The sequence below is a fragment of the Pseudoalteromonas sp. bablab_jr010 genome, from assembly GCF_016464105.1.
GTDB classification, from domain to species: domain Bacteria; phylum Pseudomonadota; class Gammaproteobacteria; order Enterobacterales; family Alteromonadaceae; genus Pseudoalteromonas; species Pseudoalteromonas simplex.
The window spans coordinates 21664-37166 of record NZ_JACDWV010000078.1; the positions used below are offsets into that span (position 1 = coordinate 21664).

Annotated in this window: 14 protein-coding genes; 10 read left to right on the plus strand and 4 right to left on the minus strand. The window is 40.4% G+C overall.

The window, feature by feature from the left end; all coding sequences use genetic code 11:
- Window positions 1–48: 48 nt before the first annotated feature.
- Genes JIG37_RS06910 through JIG37_RS06920 form a run of 3 tightly spaced genes read left to right on the plus strand, consistent with a single transcriptional unit; the run spans window position 49 to window position 2992 of the window.
- The gene (locus JIG37_RS06910; RefSeq protein WP_054553954.1) at window positions 49–1674 is read left to right on the plus strand and encodes a methyl-accepting chemotaxis protein; all 1626 of its coding nucleotides are present in this window, start codon (window positions 49–51) and stop codon (window positions 1672–1674) included.
- A 38-nt stretch (window positions 1675–1712) separates the two neighbouring features.
- Window positions 1713–2519: a transporter substrate-binding domain-containing protein gene (locus JIG37_RS06915; RefSeq protein WP_054553955.1), complete on the plus strand. Its 807-nt coding sequence runs from the start codon at window positions 1713–1715 to the stop codon at window positions 2517–2519.
- A gap of 2 nt (window positions 2520–2521) precedes the next feature.
- Window positions 2522–2992 (plus strand): DM13 domain-containing protein, encoded by a 471-nt coding sequence (locus JIG37_RS06920; RefSeq protein WP_054553956.1) that lies wholly within the window; start codon window positions 2522–2524, stop codon window positions 2990–2992.
- Between the two features lie 87 nt (window positions 2993–3079).
- Here the strand turns inward: JIG37_RS06920 and ahpF are convergent, their stop codons facing one another.
- From ahpF to JIG37_RS06935, 3 genes are all read right to left on the minus strand, one after another.
- Window positions 3080–4660 carry an alkyl hydroperoxide reductase subunit F gene (gene ahpF, locus JIG37_RS06925; protein WP_054553957.1) on the minus strand — a complete coding sequence of 527 codons (1581 nt, stop codon included), beginning with the start codon at window positions 4658–4660 and terminating at the stop codon, window positions 3080–3082.
- A gap of 155 nt (window positions 4661–4815) precedes the next feature.
- The gene (gene ahpC, locus JIG37_RS06930) at window positions 4816–5385 is read right to left on the minus strand and encodes an alkyl hydroperoxide reductase subunit C (RefSeq protein WP_054553958.1); all 570 of its coding nucleotides are present in this window, start codon (window positions 5383–5385) and stop codon (window positions 4816–4818) included.
- 207 nt (window positions 5386–5592) lie between these two features.
- The gene (locus JIG37_RS06935; protein WP_199529041.1) at window positions 5593–6096 is read right to left on the minus strand and encodes a 2,4'-dihydroxyacetophenone dioxygenase family protein; all 504 of its coding nucleotides are present in this window, start codon (window positions 6094–6096) and stop codon (window positions 5593–5595) included.
- Window positions 6097–6237: 141 nt separating this feature from the next.
- Here JIG37_RS06935 and JIG37_RS06940 point away from each other — a divergent pair, with 141 nt between their 5' ends.
- From JIG37_RS06940 to JIG37_RS06970, 7 genes are all read left to right on the plus strand, one after another.
- A complete protein-coding gene (locus JIG37_RS06940) occupies window positions 6238–7257 on the plus strand; it encodes an AraC family transcriptional regulator (RefSeq protein ID WP_054553960.1) in 1020 nt (339 codons plus the stop codon).
- A 92-nt stretch (window positions 7258–7349) separates the two neighbouring features.
- Entirely contained in the window at window positions 7350–8888 is a 1539-nt protein-coding gene (locus JIG37_RS06945) for an AMP-binding protein (protein WP_138618330.1), read from the plus strand.
- A 78-nt stretch (window positions 8889–8966) separates the two neighbouring features.
- The gene (locus JIG37_RS06950; RefSeq protein WP_138618328.1) at window positions 8967–9386 is read left to right on the plus strand and encodes a DUF3429 domain-containing protein; all 420 of its coding nucleotides are present in this window, start codon (window positions 8967–8969) and stop codon (window positions 9384–9386) included.
- Window positions 9387–9440: 54 nt separating this feature from the next.
- Complete coding sequence (locus JIG37_RS06955) at window positions 9441–9812, plus strand: hypothetical protein (RefSeq protein ID WP_054553963.1); 372 nt, start codon at window positions 9441–9443, stop codon at window positions 9810–9812.
- 4 nt (window positions 9813–9816) lie between these two features.
- Window positions 9817–10617: a class I SAM-dependent methyltransferase gene (locus JIG37_RS06960; RefSeq protein ID WP_138618326.1), complete on the plus strand. Its 801-nt coding sequence runs from the start codon at window positions 9817–9819 to the stop codon at window positions 10615–10617.
- A 2-nt stretch (window positions 10618–10619) separates the two neighbouring features.
- Window positions 10620–11606, plus strand: coding sequence for a Gfo/Idh/MocA family oxidoreductase (locus tag JIG37_RS06965; RefSeq protein ID WP_138618324.1), 987 nt, complete (start codon window positions 10620–10622; stop codon window positions 11604–11606).
- Window positions 11607–11757: 151 nt separating this feature from the next.
- A complete protein-coding gene (locus JIG37_RS06970) occupies window positions 11758–13434 on the plus strand; it encodes a methyl-accepting chemotaxis protein (protein ID WP_199529042.1) in 1677 nt (558 codons plus the stop codon).
- 36 nt (window positions 13435–13470) lie between these two features.
- Here the strand turns inward: JIG37_RS06970 and JIG37_RS06975 are convergent, their stop codons facing one another.
- Window positions 13471–15486 (minus strand): TonB-dependent receptor, encoded by a 2016-nt coding sequence (locus JIG37_RS06975; protein WP_199529069.1) that lies wholly within the window; start codon window positions 15484–15486, stop codon window positions 13471–13473.
- Between the last annotated feature and the right edge of the window lie 17 nt (window positions 15487–15503).

Sequence of the window (15503 nt, forward strand, 5' to 3'; positions counted from 1 at the left end):
TTTCTCTATTAGTTTTAATAATAAGTCCCTACAAAAGTTTGCTCGCTCATGTTAAATAACTACACTGTTCGTACGAGATTAGCTGTCTTAGCTTTGTTACCAGTTGCTGTTTTTGTGATCACATCTATTTTCACGATGTCGATGATGTCTAATATGGTCAAAGGAATTGATAGTTTGTATAGAGACAGAGTACTTCCGTTAGAGCAAATAAAAACAGTATCAGACAATTACGCCGTTAACATTGTTGATTTATTTCATAAATACCGCGCTGATCAAATCTCCAAAGCTGACTTTCTAGCCGCAGTTGAAAACGCAAAGAATGTTGCTGACAATAAATGGAAAAGCTATTTAGCAACAAAACTCACTTCCGAAGAACAACGCTTAGTTAATATTGTTGAAAAGAATCTCTCTGTAGTCGAAAGTGAACTTAGCAGGTTTTTAAACCAAGTTAACAGTAACCAGCTAAAAGCGATCCCTAATGAGGTGTTTGTAAAAGAACTTTACGACGTGTTTGACCCTCTCAGTGAAAGTTATCAAGGTCTGATTAATTTACAGATCAATGAAGCCAACAAATTTAAAAATGCGGCAGATAAAGACTTTTCCCAAGTCACTATCGCAATGACAGCTTCGATAACTATTTTAATTATTATCTTGTTGTTTATCGCTTTTGTTATTTATCGTTCTATTCACAACCCTCTGTTATCGCTGAGCGAAACAATAGGATCAATCTCTGAAAACGCTGATTTGCGGCTCCGCGCAAAAACCCATGGTAATGATGAGATAGCTCAAGCAGCAAACCACTTTAACGCTATGATGGAGCGCATTCATGCTCTTGTAAATGATGTAACCAGCGCAACACTTACTCTCTCATCTGCCGCTGAGCAAATGAACTCAATTAGCGACCAAGTTGCCAGCACTGCCACTGAACAAGAACAACAATCGGCAATGATTGCTACTGCTATTACGCAAATGAGCAGTGCTATTGAACAAGTTGCAGCTAATGCGCTTGCGACTTCAGAAAAAGCCACCCACACAGATAAGACAGCGAAGCTTGGCCAACAGTCTGTACAAGAAAATATCGATGCAATTAACCACTTGTCGCATATAGTTAATACCAATACTCAACTTATCAATGAGTTAAATACACAATCAACAGATATCAACCAAGTGGTAATGATGATTCAAGGGGTTGCTGAACAAACCAATTTACTTGCGTTAAATGCGGCCATTGAAGCAGCACGCGCAGGTGAGTCGGGTCGCGGTTTCGCTGTGGTGGCTGATGAAGTAAGGCAACTTGCGCACAACACGCAAAAAGCCACAGCGAGTATTAACGAAATGATCAGTAAACTACAAGCAATGGCGCAGCAAGCAGTGACCGCCATGGGCAATGCCGACGAAAGTGCTAAACAAAGTGTTGAATACGCAGAACGCTCATCACAATTACTGACTGAAATCACTCAAGAAATGGCACTTATTGCCGATATGAACAACGAAGTTTCTACCGCAACAGATGAGCAAACAATCGTTGCCAACGAACTTAGTTGTAATATCAATGAATTTAGCAGTAGTATTTCACTAGTTAGCGAAAGCTCGCAGCAAAACGCTCAAGCAAGTCAAGAATTAGCTTCATTAGCGTCGCGATTACAGCAACAGGTCCATGTATTCAAAGTATGATGGGCAACTGATTACTTTGCACACAGAGAACCTTATAAATGACTACAATTTGGCGCCTGTTTTTATTATTTTTAGCTTTGCATTGTTCTTACGCAATCGCGCAAAGTCAAATTGTAATCCAACTTGCTAAACCTATTTATACTGATGCAGTCAAACAGCAGTACATTCATAAAATACTTACGAAAAGCTTTGCCGCGGTAAATGCTGATATTATCATCCGATATGATTCGCAACCAATGAATGATAAACGAATAGTAGAGCAACTTAGCCACAACAAAGCCATAACTCTCGCCTGGCTGTCATTACCTTCTCAGTTAAGTAATACCTTAGTAAAAACAACTATTCCTATTTATAAAGGCTTACACGGTAAACGGCTACTAATTATTCATAAAAAAGAGCAACTAAAATTTAAAGCTATCAAAAACTTGGAACAATTAAGACCGCTACTTGCAGTGCAGCAACAAAGCTGGTCAGATTATGATGTGCTAAAAGCAAATGGTTTATCTGTAAATGGAGAGCTTGATTACGCAGGAATGGTCAAAGCACTTGAAAGTGGTCTAGCAGATTACTTTCCTCGTTCTGCATTAGCAATAGGTGTAGAACTTCAGCGACTACAACAAACAAACTTTGTCATTGCGCCAGACATTATGTTGCAATACCCCAATGACTATTACTTTTACTTAAGTAAAGAAAATCAAAATATTAGGGATTTGCTAGAACAAGGCATGCAAAAGATACAGCAATCGGGTGAACTTGAGCAGCTTTATTTACAACACTTTGGTGATGTTGAAAAGCAATTTTCTTTAAGTCAACGCCACATCATAAACTTAAAAAATAGGGAATAATAATGCTAAAAGCACTGTTAATTTTCATCATAGCATTGGCTATTTTTGCTGCGGGCTTTATGGCTGGGATATACAGTTTGCCAATTTTAACTGAGCAACCAGCCCCTGAAATCAAGACTCTTGAACAACATCAAACGAGAGCTCTGTTTAGTGCAGAGTTTAAACCTGATCTTAAAGGCTCAGATCGCCTTCATTATGGTGATGGTATGGTTTATCTAACGAATGATGCTATTTCTATGCAAGGCACGTTATCACCAGGGCCTGACTATCAACTTTATCTATCGCGAAACTTTATTGATAACGAAGCCGATTTTTTAGCACAAAAAGGCACCATGCAGCGTGTTGCAGGGGTGCGTTCGTTCAACGGCTTTAAATTAGTTGTGCCACAAGGTATTGATGTCAGAGATTACAATACTGTGATTATTTGGTGTGAAAGTTTTGAGGAATTTATAACTGCAGCACAGTATCAGTAGCTCGATGAATAAAACAAAGCCGCCTTTGGAGAGGGCGGCTTTAAAGCGGCAGCTATGGGTGTGAGCTGCCTAATCAAGAGTCGCTAATTAAGCTGCATCTTCGGTGTTTTGAATCTCATCGCTGTGGCGAATTAAGTAATCAAATGCACCTAAACTTGCCGTTGCACCACTGCCCATGGCAATAATGATTTGCTTAAACGGCGTTGTTGTTGCATCACCTGCCGCGTAAACACCCGGTAATGATGTTGCACCTTTGCTGTCTATTTCGATTTCGCCAAAGCGAGTCAGTACTAGTTCTGAATCTTTTAACCATTCAGTGTTTGGCACCAAGCCGATTTGCACAAAGATACCTGCAAGCTCAAGTGATTTTTCATCGCCAGAGATACGGTCAATATAGCTTAAGCCTGTTACTCGTTTACCATCACCTACAACTTCTGTTGTTTGCGCGTTTTTGATAATCGTAATGTTGTTTAAGCTATTTGCTTTGCGAATAAGTACTTCGTCAGCACGTAAGGTATCAGCAAATTCGAGCACAGTGACATGCTCAACAATGTTTGCAAGGTCGATTGCCGCTTCAATACCTGAGTTACCACCACCGATAACCGCAACCGCTTTTCCTTTAAATAACGGGCCATCGCAGTGAGGGCAGTAAGCAACGCCATGACCGCGATACTCTTTTTCACCGGGTACATTCATTTCACGCCAGCGTGCACCAGTTGCTAATACCACTGACTTAGCATTTAACACCGCGCCATTTTCTAGCGTGATTTGGTAATTACCTTGTTTAGTAAGCGATGCCGCACGTTGGTTTTGCATCACATCTACGTCGTATTCTTTTACGTGCTCTTCAAGTTGAGCAACTAATTTAGGACCTTCGGTCGCTTTTACTGAGATAAAGTTTTCAATTGCTAACGTGTCTGAAACCTGACCACCAAAACGCTCTGCCACAACACCGGTATTTAAGCCTTTACGCGCCGAATAAATTGCCGCAGAAGCCCCTGCCGGACCACCACCAACAACAAGTACATCGAATAACTCTTTATCGTTCAGTGCTTCGGCTTGGCGTGCAGCCGCTTTGGTATCTACTTTATTTAGAATGTCGGTCAGGTTAACAGCGCCTTGGCTGAATAACTCTCCATTTAAGTACACAGCCGGTACTGCTAACACATTACGCTCGTTCACTTCGTCTTGGAACAAGGCGCCATCAATCATAGTCGCCGTAATATTTTCATTGTGTGCCGCCATCAAGTTAAGTGCTTGCACTACTTGCGGACATGTTTGACAACTTAATGAAATATATACTTCAAAGTTGAGTGGCCCAGGCAATGATTTAATTTGTTCAATTTCAGTCTCTGATGCCTTGCTTGGATGACCACCAGTGTGAAGAAGTGCAAGGATCAAGCTTGTGAATTCGTGGCCCATAGGCACACCCGCAAATGTGATTTGCGTATTGTTAATAGGTGAAGACACCACCATAGACGGACGACGTACGTCTTGGTTAGGGTTATCTCGCACCGAGAATTTGTCGCTTAACGATGCTAAATCGTTCGCTAAGTTTTTAAGTTCTGTTGATTTATTGCTGTCATCCAAGGCGATAAGCAGCTCAACAGGGCTGGTAATAGAAGCAAAGTGGCTTGTTAATTGGTTTTTGATATTCGTATCTAACATGGCTTAGCCCTTGAGTTCAGAATAAATAATCTAGAAAAATTTTAGGGATAACTGCCCATCACCCGCTAATGTGCTTAATATGAGTTGTGATGGGCAATTAAGGTTGCATTGAGATAGCAAAGCAAAGCTTTGCTATCGTTTAATGCTGTGACAAATTAGATTTTGCCAACTAGGTCTAGTGAAGGAGCAAGTGTCTCTTCACCTGGCTGCCATGATGCAGGACATACTTCACCGTCGTGGTTAGCAATGTACTGTGCAGCTTGTACTTTACGTACTAACTCTTTCGCGCTACGGCCGATACCTAAGTCGTGAGTTTCGATTACTTTGATTTCGCCTTCAGGGTTCATTACGAATGTACCGCGAAGAGCAAGACCTTCGTCTTCAATCATCACACCGAAGTTACGTGTAATACGACCTGTAGGGTCACCAATCATTGGGAATTTGATTTTACCAATTGTGTCAGACGTATCGTGCCATGCTTTGTGAGTGAAGTGCGTGTCAGTTGATACTGAGTAAACTTCAACGCCCATTTCTTGAAGTTGCTCGTAGTAATCAGCAACATCACCAAGCTCTGTAGGACATACGAAAGTAAAGTCAGCTGGGTAGAAGAAGAAGATTGACCACTTACCTAGCACGTCTTTTTCTGTAAGTTCTACAAAGTCACCGTTGTGGTAAGCTGTTGCATTGAATGGTTGTAGTTTTGTGTTAATTAATGAAGTGCTCATAATATTCCTCATTGATGTATTTAAAAAGTTTAATTAACGCAGCCTTGCGTCTGCTTGATTAATACAATAGAGGCCTGAGCGATTAAAATAAAATTGATTGTTTAGATTAAATTGATTTGTTTTTTAGATTGAAAAGTTGGAAATAGCAAAAACTACAAAGCCCTCAATTACTTACGCAATCAAGGGCCTTCACTTCAGGGAATAAAATTACTTACTAAAACCGTATAAACTCTTTGGTTTTATGTAGTTAGGCTCAATTCCTTGCTCTTTTGCAGCTGCTAACATAACTTGTTCAATCCAACCTGCATCCATAATGTTCATATAGTTGCCATCTGGGTCAAAGTTAATATTAGCTCCCATTACTATCATAAAGGTATCGGTCACTTCAGTGTTGTCTGCTGGGACTTGAAATTGATGAATCGAACCACCTGGTTCAAACAAATAGCTACCCGCTACTTGTAAATCGTCAGGGTACTCAGTGTAGTGCCAGCTGCCTGCTAATGTATACAAATGTACAACACCAGTGTGAAAGTGCTTTGGCAAAACTGTACCCGGTTCAAATAAAACGCGTAAAACCCATACCCCATTCTCAGAATCCAGCATGAGTGGATAAATGTGCACGCCTGGTAAAGCGTTTTTAATTAGCTTTTCATCATTGGTATGAATAGTGAGTAAAAAATCTTGATGATTAATAATATCTGGTAATGCCATGTGTGTGCCCTCTTTAATGCGTGTTAGTAAATCAGCGTATTGTTTACGTTAATACATTGTTAAACTTTACCGACCTGTATTACTTTACTTTGTACGCAATTTTTTTTACTTTTTACGCCAGAGCACAAAAAAGAGCATACTATGCCCCGATTAACACAAGCACCTGATCTAATTAGAGTATCTGCTCTACATGGCTATATTGAGCTGATCGAAAGCAAATTGGTGAACCCTGATATACTTTTATCACACGTTGGTTTAGACAGAAAACAACTACAAGATGCCAATAGCTTTGTGCAGTATCAGCAACTCATTCAGCTGTTAGAGACCACGGCGAAAGAACTAAACCTGCCCTATTTTGGGTTAGAATTAGGGCGTTGGCAAAGCTTGAACATTTTGGGCTCTGTTGGTTATTTGGTGGGTAATTGCGACACCCTTGAATTGGCACTTAAAAATTTAACTAAGTATTATCACATTCATCAAAATAGCGCTGATTTACTCCTTGAAGTAGACCAAAACTATGTAAAACTATCATTTTTAGTTCGTAGTAGCTTAAAAGTGAGTGTCTATCATGGCGCTGATCTAGCCCTGAGTGTTGGGGTTAATTTATTAAAGAAACTAACCGATGATCAAATAAAACTGCACCGTTTGGAACTTCCCCATAGTTGTAATGAAAATCCGAGTGTTTATCGCCAAGCATTAGGTCAAGTTCCTGTGTTTAATTGTGCACACACAGCAGTCGTGTTTGAAAAAAAATACCTTAAACTCGCTATTAAGAACTCAGATAAGCAGTTGTTTTCTATACTCAGCCAACAGCTTGGGCTGATTCAAAACACCAAACGTGAAAATATCTCAGATCATGTTGAAGTGATGATCAAGCAGTACTTACTACACGAGGAGTTTGGGGTAAACCTTGTAGCCGAAAAGTTATCGATGAGTACCCGTAGCTTACAGCGCCACTTAACAAAGCATGGCACAACGTTTCGTGAATTAGTCGATGATGTACGCTGTCATTTGGCACATCAATATTTAATTGAATCTAGCCTCACTTTATCAAACATATCAGATATCTTGAGCTTTTCTAATTACAGCGAATTTACTCGATCTTTTAAACGTTGGTATGGTATTCCACCTAGAGATTACCGCAAGTTTCATTCCCATTAATGGCGTAAAAAGTCAAAAACAAGTCGTTTAAAGCTAAGTTTCACGTTAACAAATTGTATATATTCATTAGTCAAACAAGCTAAGGAATAACCATGAACACACATGATAACCTCACGCAATTAATTGAGCATAGTTGTAAGACTTATGCTGACTTTCCTGCCTACACAAGTGTGGGAAGAACATTCACTTTTTCTCAAGTAGAACAACAATCTCGCTATTTAGCCCAGTGGTTTCAACAGCAAAGTGGTCTTGTTGCAGGAGACAGAATTGCTATTCAACTACCTAATATTGTTGATTACCCTATCGTAACTTATGCAGCATTTCGTGCAGGATTAATCGTAGTCAATACCAACCCGCTTTATACTGCCCGTGAAATGCTACACCAGTTTAATGATGCAGAGGTAAAAGCCATTGTTATTCTTGATGCCCTTAGCGAAAAATTAGCAACAATTATTAATGATACATCCATTAAAACCGTTATTGTTGCAGCCGCTTTAGCTGAGCCAGCATTACAAGAGAATCAATTTTCGTTAAACGAACTCATTCGCCAAGGTGAAAGACTTGCCCCTCTTGACGCTCATCAAGCAAGTCGTGACGATATTGCTGTTTTACAATACACCGGTGGTACCACAGGAGTTGCCAAAGCAGCGATGCTTAGTCATGGCAACATCTTAGCCAATGCCGAGCAAATGAATGAGCGCTTTGACAACATTTTAACGCCTGGTCAAGAAACCGGTATTTGCCCGCTTCCGCTTTATCATATATATGCCTTTACGGTGAACATGGTTAGCTTATTTGCCATGGGGCAATTTAATGTACTTATTCCAAACCCTCGTGATTTAGATGCCTTAGTTAAACAAATCGAACCTTTTGATATTAATTACTTTTCAGGGATTAACACCTTGTTTATTGGTCTGTGTATGCACCCAAGGTTTAAAGCTCTAAATTTTTCAAACCTAAAAATGACCGTGTCAGGAGGAGCAGCTTTAACGCATGCTGCAGCTGATGCGTGGATGAGCACCACAGGTTGTACAATCACAGAAGGCTATGGCTTATCAGAAACCTCGCCTGTTGTGACATTAAACGATTTTCAAAATGAAGAAATTGGCAGCATTGGCCTCCCACTATCAAACACCACCGTGGAAATTTGGGATGAAAACGACGAGCCCGTTGCAGACGGTGAGTCTGGCGAGATAGTTGTTAAAGGCCCGCAAGTAATGATGGGCTACTGGCAACGCCAAGATGAAACCGATAAATGCATGAAACGTGGTTTTTTCAAAACCGGTGATGTGGGTCTGAAGCTACCAAGTGGTAATTACAAAATTGTAGACCGATTAAAAGACATGATTATTGTCTCTGGTTTTAACGTGTACCCTAACGAAGTTGAAAACATACTTTGTCAGCATCCGGCTATCTGCGAAGCGGCTGTTATTGGTGCAAAAGATGAAAAAACCGGTGAGCGTGTGTGTGCCTACATTACTTTAAAAGAGCAGATTGATGAACAACAAGTGAGTGACTACTGCCGCGAAAACTTAAGTGCTTATAAGGTGCCTAAATCAATCATTTTTATGGAACAATTGCCTAAATCGACGGTTGGCAAAATTCTACGTCGAGAGTTACGTCAGCAATAAAGCGATCGTTTTAGCCGCCTAACTGGTATAAAATAACTACGAGTTATTTTATACCAGTTAGGTAGTTTAAAGGTCATTATGGAAAAGTTTATTAATCACATTCAACTTGGTTACTTAGGTTTACTGCCTTTTTTAGGCTGTGTAGGCTGGCCGCTTATAGCAGGTAGTAATGCTGTTAACTTAGACTTTTTCACTTTTTATAGCATCGCCATTTTAGCCTTTATGGCTGGTAATTTATGGCATGCAGGCCAGCAAACGCATGCTGATGCCATCAAAGCAATTATTCCTATCTTACCGATTGGTTTTTTAAGCTTTTTACCGTCAAGCTGGATACTGGCTTGGCTTGCTGCGAGCTTTTGGCTCGTGCTGTTGTTTGAGAAAAGCACACCGCAGTGGCAAACCTATCACGTTGATTATCAAAAAATGCGATTCGTTTTAACCTCGGTTGTGTTTGTATGCCACATATTTGTAATTGGCATGAGTATCTATCCTGAGTAGCCCTTTTCTTGCGTTTGCGGTAACATCCGCGGCTCAGTTTTTTAAGGACTTGCTATGATAGATCAACTGCGCGCTAAACTAGATCACTTAGGTGAAAATTACGTAGAAAAAAACGCTCACTTTAAAATAAAAGTGATCCCATTTTTTTGTGCAATTCACATCAAAAAAGATCATAAAAACCAAGGCAACTTAAAGCTATACTCAAATCAGCTGATTGAAATATTTTTAGCTACCATGTTCTTGTTATTCGGCTTAATGCTTTTTGATACAGAAGCAGGTTTTACCCATGGCCCTATTCATATCGTTATTGCTGTTTTAATTAGTTTCAATCTAATTTTTAAGCAAATAGCCATAGAAGGCCTTAAAACTCGCTTAGCCCTTTGCCCTAAAATTTCAGTTGAAATAGCGCCAGAACAAGGCAAATAACCCCATGTATTTAGACCCTAGTTGGCGCATATTAACGGTAGGCGATGGTGATTTATCATTTTCACACTCTGTTGCTCGTTATATAAAACCAGCCAAGCTTGTTGCTTCAACTTATGATGATGCAAACACCATAGAACAAAAATATGCCGACAATGCACTTAGCGCCTTGCAACAACTTAATATTGAAACACTCACTGAGTTTGATGTAACAAGGCCAGACTCATGGCAGCGCTTAGATGGCGCTTGTTTCGATGTGGTTATTTTTCAATTTCCGCTGATACCTGCATTTAAAGGTGAAGCCGCATTTAAAGCACACACCCAACAAGGTGGTATGAATGTATTAAACCGTGCTTTGTTGCATCGCTACCTAGACTACGCTAGCCAGTTTGCATTAGATAAAAACGGCCTGATGTTATGTTACATCACCTCTAAAGATGTAAAACCTTACCGCGAATGGAATATTGAGGGCAGCTTAAATCAAGGGCTTAATTGCCAATACCTTGGCCAAATGCCATTCGATATTAGCGTGTTTCCGGGCTATAAAATTCGCAATGTTGATCGCGATAAACACGTTAAAGATACTAGCGGCATTACCTATGTATTTAGCGAAAAAACTAACAATGAAATTACCCCTAAGCTTAGTTTTCCTGCTTATTTAGGTGAAAAATACTGTGCATTATGCCGCGTTGGCCCTTATATGGCCCAAGAAGATGAAGACAAACATTTGTTAAGCAAAAAACATAAACAAATGGAAAAATTTGAACAGAATTGGCAAGCATGGCTTGTACAAAACAGCGAGGAGTAACCATGAACTTTGTGATTGTAGGTACCAATTTTATAAGCGATACACTACTGAGTGCAGCTAAAGAAATTGAACATTTCTCCTTATATGGTGTGTGCTCTCGAGAGCAGCAAACAGGCGAGGCTTTCCTTATAAAGCACGATGCTCAAAACGCTAAAGTGTTTACCAATATTGAGCAAGTATGCGAAGACCCATCAGTCGATGCCGTTTATATTGCAGCACCAAATAGCTTACACAAAGATTATGCCGTCATGTGTTTAAAAGCAGGTAAACACGTTTTAGGCGAAAAACCTTCTGCTGCGAATAGCAAAGAGCTTGAGTCAATCGTGCAAGCAGCAAAAACCCATCAACGCTTATACATGGAAGCGATGATGACTACCCATTTACCAAACTTTGCACGCTTAAAAAGTGCCATGGCAAAGATTGGCACACCCCGCAAATATATTGGCCAATATAGTCAGTACTCATCGCGTTACGATAAATATAAAAACGGCGAACGCCCAAATACCTTCTTGCCAGAATTTGCTAACGGTGCATTAGTCGATTTAGGTATTTATCCGCTGTATATTTTACTCGCATTATGGGGTGCGCCTCAGAGTGTAAAAGCCAGTGGTGTGTTGCTTGAAACTGGTGTTGATGGCGCTGGCGATGTGCTTTTGAATTACGCTGATAAGCAAGCGGTGATCAGCTATTCGAAAATCTCGCAAGGCGATAATTTTACTGAAATTCAAGGTGAGAAAGGCCGAATACGTATTGAAGCGGTGTCATTATTAAAGCGCATGCAATTTATTGGTAACAATGGCACGGTTGAAGAACTGTCTGAGCCATTTGATGATCACTTTATGCGCCATGAGGTCAGCCACTTTATTCAAGCTGCGAATGCAGGACAAATTGAGTCATCTGTTAATACTCATACACTGTCAAAACAAGTTATGGCTGTACTTGATGAAGCACGAAATCAGCTTGGCGTTGTGTATCCAGCAGACCAATAAATGCATTACTCAAGGGTGGTTGACTCTGCCCTTTTCATTTTCAACATAAGCTTAAATGACCACCTCTAAATAACTTACCCGTAATTTTTATTGAATCAAAAATTTTGTACTATGGTTAATAGTACTTACTTTCAATATGAAGGGTAATACTTTGACTATACGCTTTTTACTCAGAACCGTTTTCGCAGCAACCATTACCCTTGCAGCCGGACTTCTCTTCATTATTTTATTTTTACAATCAGGCCAAGATGAGAGTATGGAGTCGGCTCAACAGCGTTATGAGCTAAGCCATCTTGCTCAGTTTTCATCTTCAAATTCGATTCGCCTTACTGAGCTTGCTCGTCAACATGTCGTAACCTTAGATCCTCGCTATGAAGTTGAATACCATCATCTTGTTGACCAAATTCAAGGAAAAGCAGCTTGGCTCAATGGTCAGAAAAAAAACTATGTGCAGCGCTTAAAAGCCTTTAATGTCGCTACCGATGATTTGGCTTTATTACAAAAATCCAACGACTTATCACTCAAACTAGTCGAAACAGAAGAAAAAGCATTTAGCTTAGTCAGTGATTTACTTGGTCGAGATACTAACAACTTAACCGTCAGCGAGCATAAAAGATGGGTGCAAGCTATTAGGCTTTTAACCAACGATGCTTACATGGCCGAAGTTGAGAAAATTCAGCAGCCTGTAAAGGCCTTTTTAAATTCAATTGAGGAAAAAAGTGCAGCAGAGGTAAAAAATAATCATGACCGTGTGGTAACTTTAAGCCTAGTTAGCACCGCTTTAGTTCTAACCATCATTGCTACCTTGATAGTGTGTTATTGGCAATTAGAGAAAAAAGTGATTAAAGCAACTCATGCTTTAATTAATGAGGCCAGGCGTATCTCTGAAGGAGATCTCTCTCGCTATATTGACCATAAAGCTGATGATGAAATAGGCCAACTTGCGGTCAGCTTCAACATTATGGTTGATAAGCTCTCCCAGCTTCTAAAAGCAATACATAATCAATCAGAGCAAGCACAAGTGGCAGCGAAAAGTTTAGATGAAATATCACAGCAAGCTAAAACACTTAATGATATTCAAAGCCAAGCTATTGAGGTAATTTCAAGCTCAGTCTATGAAAACTCAACGGCCGTAAAAGAGGTTTCTCAAAACTGTGCAGAAGCGGCAAGCAGTGCCACCGCTGCTAATCAAAAAACCAAAGAAGGCCTACAGGTTGTCCAACAAGGGGTAAGCTCTGTTGAGTCAGTGGCCGACACCTTAACCAAATCGCTAACAGATCTTAATCAGCTGGAAGCCTCAGTAAATGAAGTCACTGCTATTTTAAGTGTAATAAGTAACATTGCCGAACAAACTAATTTACTAGCACTGAATGCTGCAATCGAAGCCGCAAGAGCGGGTGAACAAGGCAGAGGATTTGCAGTGGTTGCTGATGAAGTAAGAACATTGGCTAGTCGCACACAGAGCTCAACCCTTGAGATCCAAGATAAAATTGACTCATTACAATCTGCAACCAATGCAGTAACGCAAAGGATCCGTTCAAGCGATGCGCAAATTAAAGAGGCGGTGCTCAATTCAGAAAAAGTAGGCCATATGCTTGATGAAATTAGCCTTCAAGCAAAAGCGATTTCTGATGCCAATATGACCATAGCTTCTGCATCTGAGCAGCAATCTCAAGTGACCGAAGAAATAGCCCTGCGTTTAAACGAAGTCCAAGATACAAGTCGTCAGTCGCAGCAACAAACACAAAATATTTCAGATTCTTCAAGCAAACTGGCTAACTTAGCAAATAACTTAAACGGGCAGATTAACCGCTTTAAATTGGGCTAGTCGCTGGTTCTGCTCAGCGACTAGCGATTAGTTTATTTAAAATCGGTAAGTAACAGATGCACCGATTGTTTGTGGGTTTACAACTGCAACATAGCCTTGTGGGTAACGGCCACTAGCAGGCTCTTTTGCAGTATACGCCTCTTCATCTAAGGCGTTGTTGATGAAAGCACTGATCAGCCACTGTTCGGTATCGTAGCTCATCGATAAACGCGTAATGGTGTAATCACCTGCAACGCGCTCTTCAGTGTTCGTTAAATCGCCATAAAACTCATCAACATAATTAGCACTTAAATTGACTTTTAAACTATCAGTAAACCAGTGAGATACACCCAAACTCGCGGTTAACTCCGGCGCAGAATTTAGTTCATTGCCAACGGCTTCTGGGAACGCAATTGATTCATCTATTTTAGTTTTCAATAAACCAAAACCGCCATGTAATTGCCACTGTTCGCCCAGCATGCTGTAAGCTTCAACTTCTAAACCATAGCTATGGGCATCTTCAATATTAGTGATTTTACGCTCAGAGCTTAGCGCTTGATAACCGTTGAAGTTATTGTAAAACACGTTGGCACTAATATTAATATCGCCATTATTTAAAACGCTGCGTGAGCCAATTTCATAGGTATTAACCGTTTCTTCATCGTAGTAGTAATAATCTTCTGCGGTAAAATCAAGGGCACCGCCCCCTGCATTGTAACCACGACGAGCACTAGCAAATAAAGTCGTTTCGTCGCTAATGTCATATTGAATCGCGAGCTTTGGTAAACGCAGTGTGTGAGAGTTATCAAGTTGTTCAACCAGCATATCACCGCGAAATGCCATATTAAAATTACGTAATTGTTCTTCACGCTCAATGCGCAGACCCGCTGTTAATGTGAAATCGCGACTTAAGTTAAAGCTTGTTTCACCATATATTGCCGTCGATTTACTACTATCGTCACCGTAATAATTAGTCGCTCCAACACTTTCAAAGTCTTGGTCGCGGTCAAAATAGGCAAGACCCACAAAACCAGAGTAAAAATCATTGCTTAAACCAAAGTTCAATTTGGTATCGACAGTGATGTTACTCTCATCCATTGATACATCAGATTCTGCGCTTTCAAGTGGCTCATATGCTTCAAAGCCCCATTTGTAATCCATATAAGCAACTAAAACATCTAGCGAAAAATCATCGTTAATTTTGTAATCAACATTCACTTGCGTGGTGTCAGATTCAGTATCCATAATACGTTGATATAGTGGCTCATAATCAAATGGCTCATCCGCTAAAAAGTACTTACGACCCGAGTTACCCTCTTCACTATAAGTTGAATATGTTAGCTGTACTGATAAATCTTGGCTTGGTGTGTAAAGTAATTTAGCGCGTGTGCTACTGGTATTTAACTTGTTTAATTCACGATCAGTTGGGTTTGTTTCGTATACCGGCGGATTTGAAAATTTTTCGCCATCAACGTACTGAGTTGATAAACGAAATGCTAATACATCTTCAACTAACGCTCCTGATACCACTGCGGCAGTGTCTAGGTAGCTATCTTGGTTGCGATAACCGACGCGCACAGCGCCTTCAAAATCTTGAGTTGGCGCTTTAGTTGTCATGTAGACAGCACCCGCAATACTATTACGACCATTGCTGGTTGATTGCGGCCCTCGGTAAACCTCAATTTGTTCTACATCCCACAGACCCGTATCACCAGTTAAATCAGCTACAAACGGCTGGCTTACACCATCAATCAAGGTTGAGACACGAGCCTTTGAACCACCACTAAATGAGTTAAAGCCCGTTGCGCCACCATTACCAGACACACCTCGCATATCTGGCACCGAGCCCGTTAACACAACAACGTTCGCCATTTCTGACAGTGCTTCAGATATCGATGCAAATTGGCCGTTTTCTAATAGCGACTTATCAACAACTGCCACTGACGACATCGTCTCTTTAAGTGACTTCTCAGTTTTTTCACCTGTAACAACAATGGTATCCATTGATTTTCGACTGTTTTGATCGTCGTCGGCCCACGCTGAGCATTGCGTAACAAGTAATGATGCAAGCATAACTTTGGTGAGTGAAT

What these genes read in the sequence shown, in the direction of transcription:
- JIG37_RS06910 (WP_054553954.1), top strand. Translation starts at nt 49, where the DNA reads ATGTTAAATAACTACACTGTTCGTACGAGATTAGCTGTCTTAGCTTTG.
- JIG37_RS06915 (WP_054553955.1), top strand. Translation starts at nt 1,713, where the DNA reads ATGACTACAATTTGGCGCCTGTTTTTATTATTTTTAGCTTTGCATTGT.
- JIG37_RS06920 (WP_054553956.1), top strand. Translation starts at nt 2,522, where the DNA reads ATGCTAAAAGCACTGTTAATTTTCATCATAGCATTGGCTATTTTTGCT.
- ahpF (WP_054553957.1), bottom strand. Translation starts at nt 4,660, where the DNA reads ATGTTAGATACGAATATCAAAAACCAATTAACAAGCCACTTTGCTTCT.
- ahpC (WP_054553958.1), bottom strand. Translation starts at nt 5,385, where the DNA reads ATGAGCACTTCATTAATTAACACAAAACTACAACCATTCAATGCAACA.
- JIG37_RS06935 (WP_199529041.1), bottom strand. Translation starts at nt 6,096, where the DNA reads ATGGCATTACCAGATATTATTAATCATCAAGATTTTTTACTCACTATT.
- JIG37_RS06940 (WP_054553960.1), top strand. Translation starts at nt 6,238, where the DNA reads ATGCCCCGATTAACACAAGCACCTGATCTAATTAGAGTATCTGCTCTA.
- JIG37_RS06945 (WP_138618330.1), top strand. Translation starts at nt 7,350, where the DNA reads ATGAACACACATGATAACCTCACGCAATTAATTGAGCATAGTTGTAAG.
- JIG37_RS06950 (WP_138618328.1), top strand. Translation starts at nt 8,967, where the DNA reads ATGGAAAAGTTTATTAATCACATTCAACTTGGTTACTTAGGTTTACTG.
- JIG37_RS06955 (WP_054553963.1), top strand. Translation starts at nt 9,441, where the DNA reads ATGATAGATCAACTGCGCGCTAAACTAGATCACTTAGGTGAAAATTAC.
- JIG37_RS06960 (WP_138618326.1), top strand. Translation starts at nt 9,817, where the DNA reads ATGTATTTAGACCCTAGTTGGCGCATATTAACGGTAGGCGATGGTGAT.
- JIG37_RS06965 (WP_138618324.1), top strand. Translation starts at nt 10,620, where the DNA reads ATGAACTTTGTGATTGTAGGTACCAATTTTATAAGCGATACACTACTG.
- JIG37_RS06975 (WP_199529069.1), bottom strand. Translation starts at nt 15,486, where the DNA reads ATGCTTGCATCATTACTTGTTACGCAATGCTCAGCGTGGGCCGACGAC.